The 13,672-nt window shown below is 73.0% G+C and carries 10 protein-coding genes and 2 pseudogenes; 7 read left to right on the top strand and 5 right to left on the bottom strand.

What is annotated here, in order from left to right; genetic code table 11:
* The first annotated feature begins 445 nt into the window (after positions 1-445).
* From EAO77_RS16340 to EAO77_RS16330, 3 genes are all read left to right on the top strand, one after another.
* Positions 446-1,285, top strand: a complete 840-nt coding sequence (locus EAO77_RS16340) for a TIM barrel protein (protein WP_147988687.1) — start codon at positions 446-448, stop codon at positions 1,283-1,285.
* A 35-nt stretch (positions 1,286-1,320) separates the two neighbouring features.
* The gene (locus tag EAO77_RS16335; protein ID WP_147988686.1) at positions 1,321-2,214 is read left to right on the top strand and encodes a 2-hydroxy-3-oxopropionate reductase; all 894 of its coding nucleotides are present in this window, start codon (positions 1,321-1,323) and stop codon (positions 2,212-2,214) included.
* A 224-nt stretch (positions 2,215-2,438) separates the two neighbouring features.
* Entirely contained in the window at positions 2,439-3,902 is a 1,464-nt protein-coding gene (locus tag EAO77_RS16330; RefSeq protein ID WP_147988685.1) for a catalase, read from the top strand.
* A gap of 468 nt (positions 3,903-4,370) precedes the next feature.
* On the opposite strand, the gene EAO77_RS16325 is transcribed toward EAO77_RS16330, so the two are convergent.
* On the bottom strand, positions 4,371-4,922 hold the full coding sequence (locus EAO77_RS16325) for a YdeI/OmpD-associated family protein (RefSeq protein ID WP_410088487.1): 552 nt from the start codon (positions 4,920-4,922) through the stop codon (positions 4,371-4,373).
* Between the two features lie 130 nt (positions 4,923-5,052).
* Positions 5,053-6,840, bottom strand: coding sequence for a glyoxylate carboligase (gene gcl / locus EAO77_RS16320; protein ID WP_147988683.1), 1,788 nt, complete (start codon positions 6,838-6,840; stop codon positions 5,053-5,055).
* A gap of 319 nt (positions 6,841-7,159) precedes the next feature.
* Between gcl and EAO77_RS16315 the strand changes: the two genes are divergently transcribed.
* From EAO77_RS16315 to EAO77_RS38640, 3 genes and pseudogenes are all read left to right on the top strand, one after another.
* Positions 7,160-7,867 carry a hypothetical protein gene (locus EAO77_RS16315; RefSeq protein WP_147989169.1) on the top strand — a complete coding sequence of 236 codons (708 nt, stop codon included), beginning with the start codon at positions 7,160-7,162 and terminating at the stop codon, positions 7,865-7,867.
* 122 nt (positions 7,868-7,989) lie between these two features.
* A pseudogene (locus EAO77_RS38645) lies at positions 7,990-8,646 on the top strand (TIGR04222 domain-containing membrane protein); the annotation flags it as partial.
* Between the two features lie 99 nt (positions 8,647-8,745).
* A pseudogene (locus EAO77_RS38640) lies at positions 8,746-9,009 on the top strand (glyoxylate carboligase); the annotation flags it as partial.
* 34 nt (positions 9,010-9,043) lie between these two features.
* Here EAO77_RS38640 and EAO77_RS16305 read toward each other — a convergent pair.
* Positions 9,044-10,651, bottom strand: a complete 1,608-nt coding sequence (locus EAO77_RS16305; protein WP_147988681.1) for an AMP-binding protein — start codon at positions 10,649-10,651, stop codon at positions 9,044-9,046.
* A complete protein-coding gene (locus EAO77_RS16300) occupies positions 10,648-12,330 on the bottom strand; it encodes an AMP-binding protein (protein ID WP_147988680.1) in 1,683 nt (560 codons plus the stop codon). The genes EAO77_RS16305 and EAO77_RS16300 overlap by 4 nt, the downstream gene beginning before the upstream one ends.
* Positions 12,331-12,443: 113 nt before the next feature.
* Between EAO77_RS16300 and EAO77_RS16295 the strand changes: the two genes are divergently transcribed.
* Positions 12,444-13,274 carry a helix-turn-helix transcriptional regulator gene (locus tag EAO77_RS16295; protein WP_261993929.1) on the top strand — a complete coding sequence of 277 codons (831 nt, stop codon included), beginning with the start codon at positions 12,444-12,446 and terminating at the stop codon, positions 13,272-13,274.
* Positions 13,275-13,313: 39 nt separating this feature from the next.
* On the opposite strand, the gene EAO77_RS40040 is transcribed toward EAO77_RS16295, so the two are convergent.
* A complete protein-coding gene (locus EAO77_RS40040) occupies positions 13,314-13,553 on the bottom strand; it encodes a DNA glycosylase AlkZ-like family protein (protein ID WP_315986094.1) in 240 nt (79 codons plus the stop codon).
* Positions 13,554-13,672: the final 119 nt, after the last annotated feature.

The raw sequence follows: 13,672 nt of genomic DNA, 5'->3' as shown, positions 1-13,672 counted from the left end.
ACCGCTCCACCCGGTCCCAGTCCAGCGCCCGGCGCCGGCGCACATCGCCGACCGCCTGCTCCGTGTCGGCCTCCAGGGCCTCGGCGAACCGGCTCGCGCACGGACGGTGCGGCGACCGGGAGGCCCCGCGCCGCCGACGGCGCGGCACAGGACGAAGCAGACGGCGACGACGAGCCGCCCGCCCGGCCCGGCCGTGAGGGAGGCGCGGGCTGAAGTCCGCGCCCCTCACCCGCCCCGCACGCCCGCTGAACTGCGCCGATCCCGGTTCCGGCACGCCCCGCCGCCGCACGGCACCCGTGGCGCCGGGGCACCGGCGGCGGACGCCGGGCCGCACGTCCCGCCCCGGGTTTCTTGCCGACGCGTCTTGACAGGCATCGCACCCGCTGAGCAGAATTCCATTAAGCAGAAAGAAACTTCCGCAATACGGAAGGAGCGCACAGCCCTCATGGGATACGCGGACCAGCGCTTCGATGTGAACCTCTCGATCCTCTTCACGGAACTCCCGCTCCTGGAGCGCCCCGCGGCCGCCGCCGCGGCGGGCTTCACCGCGGTCGAGCTGTGGTGGCCCTGGATCGACACCCCCACCCCGCCGCAGGAGGAGCTCGACGCCCTCCGGAAGGCGCTCGACGACGCCGGCACGCAGCTGGTGGGTCTGAACTTCTACGCCGGCGAACTGCCCGGCCCCGACCGGGGCGCGCTCTCGCTGCCGGGCCGGGAGTCGGACCGCTTCCGGGCCAACATCGAGGTGGCCGCGGACTTCGCCGCCTCGGTGGGCTGCACGGCGCTCAACGCCCTGTACGGCAACCGTGTGGACGGTGCCGACCCGCAGGTCCAGGACGCGCTCGCCCTGGAGAACCTCGTCCTGGCGGCCCGGGCGGCCGACCGGGTCGGCGCGATCCTGCTCGTCGAGACCCTCAACAAGCCGGAATCGCCGCTCTATCCGCTCGTCAGCGCCCCGGCCGCGATCGAGGTCGTCGACAAGGTGAACGCCGCGACCGGCCTCGGCAACGCCAAGTTCCTGCTGGACGTCTACCACCTGTCGATGAACGGCGAGAACGTCTCCGAGGTCATCGCCGCGTACGCCGACCGGACCGGCCATGTGCAGATCGCCGACAACCCCGGCCGCGGCGCGCCCGGCACGGGGTCGCTGCCCCTGGAGCAGCTCCTCGACGAACTGAAGGCCGCCGGATACGAGGGCTTCGTCGGCCTGGAGTACAAGTCGGGCGACCGGCCGGGTGCGGAGGCCTTCGACTGGCTCCCGGCCGCGGCGCGCGCCGCCAACTGACCTCACGCAGCACCTGTTTCGAGAAAGGCACCCTCATGAGCAGCTCCCTCCCCAAGATCGCGTGGATAGGCCTCGGCATCATGGGCTCCCCCATGTCCGAGAACCTGCTGAAGGCGGGCTACCCCGTCACCGGCTTCACGCTGGAGCAGGACAAGCTGGACCGCCTCGCCGCGGCCGGCGGCACCGCCGCCGCGTCCATCGCCGACGCGGTCGCCGACGCCGACGTCGTGATCACGATGGTGCCCGCCTCCCCGCAGGTCGAGGCCATCGCGTACGGCCCCGACGGCATCCTGGAGAACGCGAAGCGGGGCGCCCTGCTGATCGACATGTCGTCGATCACGCCGCAGACCTCGATCGACCTGGCGAAGGCCGCGGCGGACAAGGGGATCCGCGTGCTGGACGCCCCCGTGTCCGGCGGCGAGGCGGGCGCGATCGAGGCGGTGCTGTCCATCATGGTCGGCGGCGAGCAGGCCGACTTCGACGCCGCCGAGCCGATCCTGGAGGCCCTCGGCAAGACCATCGTGCTGTGCGGTCCGCACGGTTCGGGCCAGACGGTGAAGGCCGCCAACCAGCTGATCGTCGCCGTCAACATCCAGGCGTGCGCGGAGGCCGTGGTCTTCCTGGAGAAGTCCGGCGTCGACCTCGCCGCCGCGCTGAACGTCCTCAACGGCGGTCTGGCCGGCTCGACCGTGCTGACCCGCAAGAAGGACAACTTCCTGAACCGGGACTTCAAGCCCGGCTTCCGTATCGACCTGCACCACAAGGACATGGGCATCGTGACCGACGCCGCCCGCACCGTCGGCGCCGCGCTGCCGGTGGGCGCGGTCGTCGCCCAGCTGGTCGCCTCGCTGCGCGCCCAGGGCGACGGCGGCCTCGACCACTCGGCGCTGCTGCGCGCGGTCGAGCGCCTCTCGGGCGCCCAGGTCTGATCCCGCCGGGCCGCTCGCGGCCCGTGCCCCCGCGGCCGCTCCGCGGCCCCGTGAACCCCGGTCGGCGTCGGCGCTGACACCTGTCCTGTCGCGCCCAGGCGCCGACGCCGGCCGGAACACCCCACACCGCTTTCAACAAACTGTTGACGTTTTCTTCGCGGCGAATCTACGCTCCTCGAACCGTCAGCCAGTGCAGCTCCCGTACGGAAGGCCGAACCGATTCCATGACGCAGCGCGTGCTTACCACCGAGTCAGGCGCCCCCGTCGCCGACAACCAGAACTCCGCCACCGCCGGCGCCGGCGGCCCGCTCCTCCTCCAGGACCAGCACCTGCTGGAGAAGCTGGCGCGCTTCAACCGTGAGCGGATCCCGGAGCGCGTGGTGCACGCCCGAGGCTCCGGCGCCTACGGATACTTCGAGGTCACCGACGACGTCACCGCCTACACCCGGGCCGGCTTCCTCTCCGAGGTCGGCCGGCGCACCGAGACGTTCCTGCGCTTCTCGACCGTGGCCGACTCCCTGGGCGGCGCGGACGCGGTCCGCGACCCGCGCGGTTTCGCCGTGAAGTTCTACACCGAGGAGGGCAACTACGACCTCGTCGGCAACAACACCCCGGTCTTCTTCATCAAGGACCCGATCAAGTTCCCCGACTTCATCCACTCCCAGAAGCGCGACCCGTTCACGGGCCGCCAGGAGCCGGACAATGTGTGGGACTTCTGGGCGCACTCCCCCGAGGCGACGCACCAGGTGACCTGGCTGATGGGCGACCGCGGCATCCCCGCCTCGTACCGCCACATGAACGGCTACGGCTCGCACACCTACCAGTGGACGAACGCCGAGGGCGACGCCTTCTTCGTGAAGTACCACTTCAAGACCAACCAGGGCGTGCGCTCGCTCTCCTCGGAGCAGGCCGCCGAACTGGTCGGCCAGGACGCCAACTCGCACCAGACGGACCTGCTCCAGGCCATCGAGCGCGGGGTGAACCCGTCCTGGACGCTGTACGTCCAGATCATGCCGGCCGCCGAGGCGGCGGAGTACCGCTTCAACCCGTTCGACCTCACCAAGGTGTGGCCGCACGCCGACTACCCGCTCCGGCGCGTGGGCCGTCTGGTGCTCGACCGCAACCCGGACAACGTCTTCGCCGAGGTCGAGCAGGCCGCGTTCTCGCCGAACAACTTCGTGCCGGGCATCGGCCCCTCGCCGGACAAGATGCTCCAGGGCCGCCTGTTCGCCTACGCCGACGCCCACCGCTACCGGCTCGGCGTGAACCACACCCAGCTGCCGGTGAACGCGCCGAAGGCGGTGCCCGGCGGCGCCGACAACTACGGCCGCGACGGTCTGATGGCCACCCGCCGCGGCTCGCGCCACGACAAGAACTACGAGCCCAACTCGTACGCGGGCCCCGCCCAGACGGACGCCGCGCTCTCGGCCCCGCTGGCGGTGCACGGCTGGACCGGCACCCACGCCGCGCCCGCGCACGTCAAGGACGACGACTTCTTCCAGGCGGGCGAGCTCTACCGGCTGATGTCCGACGAGGAGAAGCAGCGTCTGGTCGCCAACATCGCCGGTGGCCTGTCCCAGGTCACCCGCGACGACGTGATCGAGAAGAACCTGGCCCACTTCCACGCCGCCGACCCGGACTACGGCAAGCGCGTGGAGGAGGCGGTCCGCGCCCTGCGCGAGGACTGAGCCGACAAGCTGCGTCCGGGGCCCGACGGGAGGTCGGCCCCGGACGCGAGGCCCGCGCCGTGCGGCCCGATGAGGGGTGGCCGCACGGCGTGGCGCAGGCGAGGACCGCGGCGATCGGGTGATGCCAGTGCGGTGGTGAAGGCCGCCGGCGCCCTCTCCGACCTGACGTGAGGCGCACCGGCGGTCCATCACCCCGCCGCGGTCCCAGCCACCCTCCGGAATCCGTCCGGCGGTGCGAATGTTCCACCCTGTCGGCCTCGCACCGTCGGGCGGGCACACCGGACACCCGCCCTCCCCCTCCCGGCCCGGGCGCGTGGTCGGTATACGGTCCCGTACTCCGCGTCCGACGATCAGGGCCCGGCCTCCGCACAGAGGCCGGGCCCTGATCCGTGCCCGGGGCTGAACCGTGCCCGGGGCCCGCGTGCCGGGGGCCGCGTGCCGGGGGCCGCGTGCCGGGGGCCCCTCCGCTCAGGGGACGCGTTCGCCCGCCGCCAGGGCGGCGACGGCACGGTCGAGGCGGGCGCGGCGGGTGCGGTCGGTCCTGGCCTTCAGCAGCCCGAGGACGATGCGGTAGCGCTCGGTCCTGCCGAGGCCCTCGAAAGCCGCGCGCGCCGCCGCGTTCTCCGCGAGCGCCGCTTCGAGGTCGTCGGGGACGCCGGCCTCGCGCTGCGAGGCGTACGCCGCGTCCCAGCGGCCGTCCGCGCGGGCGGCCGCCACCTCCGCGAGCCCCGGCTCCCGCATCCGCCCCTCCGCCGTGAGCTCGGCGACGCGGGCGATGTTGACCCGGGACCAGGTGCTGCGGGGCCTGCGGGGTGTGATCTTCTGGAGGTAGCGCACCCCGTCGCCGGAGCGCCGCAGGCCGGTGATCCAGCCGTAGCACAGGGCCGCGTCGTTGACGTCGCCCGCCGTGGGCGACGGCACCCCCGAGTCCTTCCGGGCGACGGCCACCCACAGGCCGGCGGCCGTGCCGTGGTGCCGCTCCAGCCAGCGCTCCAGGCCGGCCAGGTCGTCGAAGGCCACCAGCGGCAGCCCGTCCGGCGTCTCGATGAGGGCCTCCCGTGTCCGGTGCCGAGAAAGGGAGCAGCATACGCGAGGGGCCGTCCACCGGATCGGTGAACGGCCCCTGGGCGCGGGGAAGCCGGCGTGGCGGTCAGACCTTCAGCGGGCTGACGGCGGTCGGCGCGTGACCGGGCTCCGTGGCCAGCTCCTCGAACTCGGAGATGTCGCTGATGTCCATCGTCCGGCTCATGGAGATGTTGGTGATCCGCTCCAGGATCGCCTCGACGACGACCGGCACCCGGTACTCGGCGGCGAGCTTCTTCGCCTCCTCGAAGGCCGGCAGCAGCTGGTCGGGCTCGGTCACCCGGATCGCCTTGCAGCCGAGGCCCTCGACGACCTTGACGTGGTCGACGCCGTAGACGCCGAGCTCCGGCGAGTTGATGTTCTCGAACTCCAGGTTGACCTGGAAGTTGATGTCCAGGCCGATCTGGGCCTGGCGGATCAGGCCCAGGTAGGAGTTGTTGACGAGCACGTGGACGTAGGGGATGCGGTGCTGGGCGCCGACCGCCAGTTCCTCGATCATGAACTGGAAGTCGTAGTCGCCCGAGAGCGCGACGACCTGCGCCTCGGGGTCCGCCGTGGCGACGCCGAGCGCGGCGGGAACGGTCCAGCCGAGCGGGCCGGCCTGACCGCAGTTGATCCAGTGGCGGGGCCGGTAGACGTGCAGCATCTGCGCGCCCGCGATCTGGGAGAGGCCGATGGTGGTGACGTAGCGGGTCTCGGGACCGAAAGCCCGGTTCATCTCCTCGTAGACGCGCTGCGGCTTCAGCGGGACGTTGTCGAAGTGCGTACGGCGCTGGAGGGTGGCCCTGCGCTCGGCGACGGAGGCGGTCCACTCGCTCCGGTCGGGCAGCCTGCCCTCGGCCTTCAGCTCCTCGGCGACCTCGACGAAGAGCTCCAGGGCCGCCTTGGCGTCGGAGGCGATGCCGTAGTCGGGGGCGAAGATCTTGCCGATCTGGGTCGGCTCGATGTCGACGTGGACGAACTTCCGCCCCCGGGTGTAGACGTCGAGCTTGTAGCCGGTGTGGCGGTTGGCCCAGCGGTTGCCGATGCCGAGGACGAAGTCGGACTCCAGGAAGGTCGCGTTGCCGTAGCGGTGCGAGGTCTGGACGCCGACCATGCCGGCGTTGAGCCCGTGGTCGTCGGGGATGGTGCCCCAGCCCATCAGGGTGGGGACGACCGGGGTGCCGGTGATCTCGGCGAACTTCACGAGGAGGTCGGCGGCGTCGGCGTTGACGATGCCGCCGCCGGCGACGATGAGAGGACGCTCGGATTCCAGCAGGAAGCCGATCGCCTTCTCGATCTGGGCCCGGGTGGCGGTCGGCTTGTAGACCGGCAGCGGCTCGTAGGTCTCCGGGTCGAACTCGATCTCGGTGAGCTGGACGTCGATGGGCAGGTCGATCAGGACCGGGCCCGGGCGGCCGGAGCGCATCAGGTGGAAGGCCTGCTGGAAGACGCCGGGGACCTGGGCGGCCTCCAGGACCGTGGTGGCGGCCTTGGTGACGGGCTTCGCGATGGACGCGATGTCGACGGCCTGGAAGTCCTCCTTGTGGATCACGGAGACCGGGGCCTGGCCGGTGATGCACAGGATCGGGATCGAGTCGCCGATCGCGGAGTACAGGCCGGTGATCATGTCGGTGCCGGCCGGGCCCGACGTGCCGATGCAGACACCGATGTTGCCCGGGTGGGTCCGCGTGTAGCCCTCCGCCATGTGGGAGGCGCCCTCGACGTGCCGGGCGAGCGTGTGGTCGATGCCGCCGCCGGCCTGGAGGGCCTTGTAGAAGGGGTTGATCGCGGCGCCCGGCACTCCGAACGCGTGGGTGACGCCTTCACGCTTGAGGATCTCAACTGCCGCTCGGGCTGCGGTCATACGAGGCATGGGGTGCTCCTGCTCCGGCCTGGGGGATCGGGCTCCGTCGCGCCACCTGGGAGCGGCCGATCCTGCGTCGGTCTTACTTCCACATTGCGGAAGTTATGTTCTGCTATACGGAAGCAATCTAAAACGCCCGCCGTGCGGCGTCAAGGGAGGCCGCCCCCGGGGGCCCCGGCGGGGGCGGGGCCGGAGTGCGCCAGCGCACAAGGGGGGCGCAGTCGGGGAAGTCCCTCCCCAACTCCCCCTCCGTGATGGACGATGGACCTCAGCCGCAGCCGTCGAGGGGGAGCTGCCGCGACGCATGAGGGGAAGGGGTGCCGCGATGATCGAGAGCGTGCCGGTCCGCTGCCCGGCCTGTCGGCGCGACCACCTGTACGCGGCGCCGGTCTATCCGTGCGCCTGCGGCGCTCCGCTCGCACCGCCGCTGCTGCGCGCCGCTCCCCCGGAACCGATCACCCACCGCACCTGGACCGACGACTGGGTGACGGTCCGCTGCCCGGCGTGCGAGCGGCAGGACCAGTGGCCCCAGCCGGAGCTCGGCTGCCCGTGCGGCGCGGTGCTGCGCATCGCCGTCCGCCCGGTGAGCGCCCCGCTCAGACGCCCCTCGCCGGCACCCGCGCGGTTAATCCCGCCGCCCTCACCGGCGGCCTCGCGACCCTCGTTCCGCCCCGTCACCATCCGCACGGCCCGCGACGCCGTGACGGCGGCCGCCATGTACCTGCGCTGGCTCGGCTTCACGGACGTCGTCCGGCCGGGCAACGGCGCGAGCGCCGGCATCGACCTGCGCGGCACCGGCGTCGTCGCCCAGGTCGACCCGTCCACCCGCCCCACCTCGCTGCGCGACGTCGAATGCCTCTGGCTCAACGGCCTCGCCGCCTCCGCCCACGGCGTCTGCTTCTCCCTGGCCGGCTACGCGGACGAGGCACGCACCCGTGCGGACGGCCTCGGGATCCCGCTCTTCGTCATGGACCTCACCGGCTGCCCCCAGCCGGTGAACGCGCCCGCGGACGAACTGATCACGACCGTGACGTAGCGGACGGATCCGGCGAAAGCTCAAGGAGCCCTCAAACTTGCCGCGTTCGGGCTTCACACCCCTGCCCGGCCGGGCATATCTCCCCCAGGGGCGTGCACGGCCCCTCGGGGGAGGTGGGCGCGATGCCCGTCGACATGTGGTGGTTCATCGGCGCCGCCTGGACGCTGCTCGCGGCGGCGGCGGTCCTGCTGCTCGCGCCCGTCCCGGGCGCACCGGACACCGCGGCGGTGCCCGACGCACAGTCCGTCGCCCTGCTGCGCGGCGGCCGCCGGGCCGCCGTGACGGTGGCGCTCGTCGCGCTCCAGCAGCGCGGGGCGGTCACCAGCGGACGCCGGGGGACGATACGGGTCGACGGCTGGGGCACCGCCGTGCGCGACCCGCTCCAGCTCGCCGTGCACACCTCGCTGCGGCGGGCCGTCGGCATCGGGGTGCTGCTCACCGCCCCCCGGGTGCGCAGGGCGCTGGACGCGCTCCGCGACGGCTGCGCACGGGCGGGGCTGCTGCGCGGCAACAGGCGCTGGAGGACCGCCCGGGGGCTGCTGTACGCGGTGCCCGTGACGGTCCTCGCCGGGCTGCTGCTGACCGGGCCGGACGCGCCGGACGCAGCGGTGCGGGTGGGCGCCGCCGTGCTGACGGTCGCGGTCGCGGTCGCGCTGTGGCGGGTACGGCGCCAGACACCTGCGGGCCTGCGGCTGCTCGCGGCCCTGCGCGACGCCCACCCTTTGGAGACCCACCGCGCCTCGGGCCCGCGCGTCCTGATGTCCGTGGCCCTGCACGGCGACCGGGCCCTGCTGCTGCACACACCGCACTTCGCCCGCGACGGCGGCCTGCTCGGGACGGGCGGCGCCGATCGGGGCTTCGCCGCCGACGAACGGTCCCCGGGCCCGGGGACCGTCGACCTGCCCATCGACGTCCAGCTCACCGAGATCGAGTTCGACCCGGAGACCTACGAGCCGCTGCCGGTCTACAAGCCGACCGCCACCCGGGCCCAGATCGAGAAGGCGATCGGCTTCCTGCTGGAATCCGAGCGTCCTCTCATCGTCGCCGGCGGCGGCATCGTCAACGCCGACGCCGCCGACCTCCTCGTGAAGTTCGCCGAGATCACCGGCACCCCGGTCGTCCCCACCCTGATGGGCTGGGGCACACCTTCCCCGCCCTTGGCTCCCCGGCGGCCCGCTACCCGCCGAAGCGGCGGCGCAGTTCGACCTTGCGGACCTTGCCGCTCACCGTCATGGGGAACTCGTCGAGGATCTCCAGCCGGCGGGGGACCTTGTAGTGGGCGAGGCGGTCGCGGCAGAAGGCCGTGACGTCCTCCAGGGAGGGCGGGTCGGCGGCGTCGCGGGGGACGACGCAGGCGAGGATCTCCTCGCCGTACCGTTCGTCGGGCACGCCGACGACCTGGACGTCGGCGATGCCCGGGTGGGAGTGGAGGAACTCCTCGATCTCCCGCGGGTACACGTTCTCGCCACCGCGGATGATCATGTCCTTGATGCGGCCGACGATCGTGACGCAGCCGTCCTCGCGCATGACGGCGAGGTCGCCGGTGTGCATCCAGCGGCCCGCGTCGATCGCCTCGGCCGTCTTCTCCGGCTCCTCCCAGTAGCCGAGCATCACGCCGTAGCCCCGGGTGCACAGTTCGCCCGCCTCGCCGCGCGGCACGCTCACCCCGGTCACCGGGTCGACGACCTTCACCTCGACGTGCGGCAGGACCCGGCCCACGGTGCCCGTGCGGCGCTCCAGGTCGTCGTCGCGCCGGGTCTGGGTGGAGACGGGTGACGTCTCCGTCATGCCGTAGCAGATGGAGACCTCCGACATGTGCATCTCGGCGACGACCCGCTTCATCACCTCCACGGGGCACGGCGAGCCCGCCATGATCCCGGTGCGCAGCGAGGAGAGGTCGTAGGAGGCGAAGTCCGGGAGGTTCAGCTCGGCGATGAACATCGTCGGCACCCCGTACAGCGCGGTGCAGCGCTCCTCCTCCACCGCGCGCAGGGTCGCCGCCGGGTCGAACGAGGGGGCCGGGATCACCATGCACGCGCCGTGCGAGGTGGCCGCCAGATTTCCCATCACCATGCCGAAGCAGTGATAGAAGGGCACCGGGATGCAGACGCGGTCCCGCTCGGTGCAGGCGATGGTCTCGCCGACGAAGAAGCCGTTGTTCAGGATGTTGTGGTGGGAGAGCGTGGCGCCCTTGGGGAAGCCGGTGGTGCCGGAGGTGTACTGGATGTTGACGGGGTCGTCGCAGGACAGCAGGGCCTCGTGCGCGGCGAGCCGTTCGTCGCCGACCGTGCGGGCGGCGTCGAGGAGGAGGTCCCAGGAGCCGTCCCCGATGAAGTGCACGGCCCGCAGCGCGGGGCAGTCGCCGCGCACCGCGTCGACCATCGCGCGGTAGTCGCTGCCCTTGTGGCTCTGCGAGGCGACGAGCAGCGAGACACCCGCCTGCTTCAGCACGTACGCGAGTTCGTGCGCGCGGTAGGCCGGGTTGATGGTGACCATGATCGCGCCGATGCGGGCGGTGGCGTACTGGACCAGCACCCACTCAGCGCAGTTGACCGCCCAGATGCCGACCCGGTCGCCCTTGGCGACGCCCGAGCCGAGCAGGCCGCGGGCCAGTTGCCGCACCGCGTCGCCGAACTCGGCGTAGGTCCAGCGGGTCCCGGCGGCCACGTCGACGAGCGCCTCGCGGTCGGGCCAGGCGGCGACCGCCCGGTCGAGGTCGGCGCCGATCGTGTCGCCGCGCAGCGGTGTGTCCGACACTCCGTGCGCGTACGACAGGGCGGTCATCGCAGGTCCCCTTCCGTGTACTCGGCGGCCGAGCCCTCGGCCGTCAGCCGGCGCAGCTCGACCCGGCGGATCTTCCCCGACACGGTCTTGGGCAGGTCCGCGAACTCCAGCCGCCTGATGCGCTTGTAGGGCGCGAGGACGGCCCGCGAGTGTGCGAACAGCACCCCGGCCGTCTCCGGGCCGGGCTTCCAGCCCTCGGCGAGCACGACGTACGCCTTCGGCACGGCGAGCCGCAGCGGGTCGGGGGCGGGCACCACGGCGGCCTCGGCGACGGCCTCGTGTTCGAGCAGCGCGCTCTCCAGCTCGAAGGGGCTGATCTTGTAGTCGCTGGCCTTGAAGACGTCGTCGGAGCGGCCGATGTAGGTGATGTAGCCGTCGGTGTCGCGGGCGCCGATGTCGCCGGTGCGGTAGTAGCCGCCGGCCATCGCCTCGGCGGTGCGTTCCGGGTCGCCGTGGTAGCCGGTCATCAGGCCGACGGGTGCGTCGGAGAGGTCGAGCGCGATCTCGCCCTCCGTCGCGCCGGGTTCGCCGGTGACGGGGTCGAGGAGTTCCACCGTGCAGCCGGGGCTGGGGCGGCCCATGGAGCCGGTCTTCAGCGTCTGGCCGGGGCTGTTGGAGACCTGCACGACGGTCTCGGTCTGGCCGAAGCCGTCGCGGACGGCGACGCCCCAGGCCCGGCGCACCGCCTCGATGACCTCCGGGTTGAGCGGTTCCCCGGCGGCCACGGCCTCGCGCGGCGGGGTGGCGAGGGAGGTGAGGTCCGCCTGGATGAGCATCCGCCACACCGTCGGCGGGGCGCAGAAGCTGGTGACTCCGGCGCGGTCCATCTCCGCCATCAGCCGGGCGGCGTCGAAGCGGGAGTAGTTGTGGATGAAGACGGTGGCCTCGGCGTTCCACGGGGCGAACAGGTTCGACCAGGCGTGCTTGGCCCAGCCGGGCGAGGAGATGTTCAGGTGGACGTCGCCGGGCCGCAGGCCGATCCAGTACATCGTGGCCAAGTGGCCCACCGGGTAGGACACATGGGTGTGCTCGACGAGCTTGGGGCGGGCCGTGGTGCCGGAGGTGAAGTAGAGCATCAGAGTGTCGTCCGCGCGGGTGGGCCCGTCGGGCTCGAAGACGTCGGGGCTCGCGTCGGCCGCGGCGTACGGCAGCCAGCCCTCCGCCCCGGCCGGGTCCCCGACGCAGATGCGGGTGAGGTCGCCGGGGACGCCGGCGAACTTGGCGGTGTCCCCGGGGCGGGCCACGATGTGCCGGACCCGGCCGCGCTCCACCCGGTCGAGGAGGTCGGCGGGCCCGAGCAGGGGGGTCGCCGGGATCACGACCGCGCGCAGCTTCATCGCGGCGAGCGCGGTCTCCCACAGCTCGGTCTGGTTGCCGAGCATGACGAGGACCCGGTCGCCGGCCGTGACGCCGAGCCCGCGCAGCCAGTTCGCCACCCGGTCGGAGCGGCGGGCCATCTCCGCGAAGCCCACCCGGGTCTCGGTGCCGTCCTCCTCGACGATGTGCAGGGCGGTGCGGTCGTTGTCGCGCGCGATGACGTCGAACCAGTCGAGCGCCCAGTTGAAGTGCTCGAACCGGGGCCAGGCGAAGCCCTCGCGGGCCGCCGCCCAGTCCTCCCGGTGTCGCAGCAGGAAGTCCCGGGCGGACCGGAACCTCTCCGTCGCGCTGCCTGACGTCATGTGTCCTCCTCGTTGCGGGACCGGCGGCTGCCATCGTGTAATCGGTGACGCAGGTCTCACTACCCCCGGACGGGGGTGTCGTCCCCGGGCGGGGACCGACAGGAGGTACGCGCGTGGGCGGTCCCGGTGAAGCGGTGGAGATGCGGACGGCGCTGCTGCGGCTGCGGCGGGCGACCGGGCTGCCCGTCGCGTTCGGCGGGCTGCTGGAGGCGGGCGGGCCGCTGCGCATCGCGGAGCTGACGGGCGCGGCCACGGGTGCGCTGCGGGGGCTGGCGATCCGCAGCGGCAACGGTCTCGGCGGCCGGTCGATGGCCCTGTCCCGGCCGTGCGCGGTGGCCGACTATCCGGCGGCCCGCCACATCAGCCACGAGTACGACGCGGCGGTGGCCGCCGAGGGGCTGCGGTCCGTGGTCGCCGTGCCGGTCGTCGTGGGCCGGACGGTGCGGGGCGTGCTCTACGGCGCGCTGCGGCAGCCGCTGGCGCTCGGCGAGCGGGTGCTGGACGCGGCGGTCGCGGCGGCCCGCGACGTGGAGCAGGCGCTCGCGGTCAGGGACGGCGCCGAGGCGGTGATCGCCGCCGCCCGGGCGCCGTCGGGCGGAGGGCCGGGCGCGTGGGAGACGGTCCGTGCCGCCCACGGCGACCTGCGGGCGCTGGCCGCGCGGATCGCCGATCCGCAGGTGCGCGAGGAGGTGCTGGAGGTGTGCGCCCGGCTGGCCGGGGCGGGCGGCGGGCGGGCCGCGGGGCCGGGTGCGGCCCTGGCGCCGCGGGAACTGGACGTGCTGAGCTGTGTGGCGGGCGGCGCGACGAACGCGGCGGCCGCCGATCGGCTGGGGCTGCGGCAGGAGACGGTGAAGAGCTATCTGCGCTCGGCGATGCGCAAGCTGGGGGTGCGCACCCGGCTGGAGGCCGTGACGGCGGCGCGCCGGGCGGGGCTGCTGCCGTAGGGCGTGCGGGGCTCGCCCCCCGGGGTTCCCGGGAGGCCCTCACGCGTCGGCGAAGCGTATGTCGTGCCGGGAGGCGGCCGACATCAGGGTGAGGGTCCGCTCCGCCTCGGCGCCCAGGGCGTCGCGCACGGCCCGGGTGAGGGGGTCGAAGGGCCGCACGGTGAGCGTCGCGGTGTCGCCGGACTCCGTGAGCTCCCAGATCCCGGCCAGGAACCCGTCGGCCAGGAAGGTGCGGTGGGCCTGGTTTCCCGTCCAGGTGCGGCCCTTCGACCCCCTCACCCGGGCCGTGCGCGACGCCCTGGGCGCCGAGGCGGAGCGGACCCTCACCCTGATGTCGGCCGCCTCCCGGCACGACATACGCTTCGCCGACGCGTGAGGGCCTCCCGGGAACCCCGGGG

Origin of the sequence: Streptomyces sp. T39 (genome assembly GCF_008042045.1) — a bacterium.
Lineage (GTDB): Bacteria > Actinomycetota > Actinomycetes > Streptomycetales > Streptomycetaceae > Streptomyces.
Note: the sequence above shows the minus strand (reverse complement) of the source record. Positions and strands in the feature narration are given on the sequence as shown.

Excerpts from the sequence above, each read along its gene's own strand:
- EAO77_RS16340 (WP_147988687.1), top strand. The coding sequence starts at position 446 with ATGGGATACGCGGACCAGCGCTTCGATGTGAACCTCTCGATCCTCTTC.
- EAO77_RS16335 (WP_147988686.1), top strand. The coding sequence starts at position 1,321 with ATGAGCAGCTCCCTCCCCAAGATCGCGTGGATAGGCCTCGGCATCATG.
- EAO77_RS16330 (WP_147988685.1), top strand. The coding sequence starts at position 2,439 with ATGACGCAGCGCGTGCTTACCACCGAGTCAGGCGCCCCCGTCGCCGAC.
- gcl (WP_147988683.1), bottom strand. The coding sequence starts at position 6,840 with ATGCCTCGTATGACCGCAGCCCGAGCGGCAGTTGAGATCCTCAAGCGT.
- EAO77_RS16305 (WP_147988681.1), bottom strand. The coding sequence starts at position 10,651 with ATGACCGCCCTGTCGTACGCGCACGGAGTGTCGGACACACCGCTGCGC.
- EAO77_RS16300 (WP_147988680.1), bottom strand. The coding sequence starts at position 12,330 with ATGACGTCAGGCAGCGCGACGGAGAGGTTCCGGTCCGCCCGGGACTTC.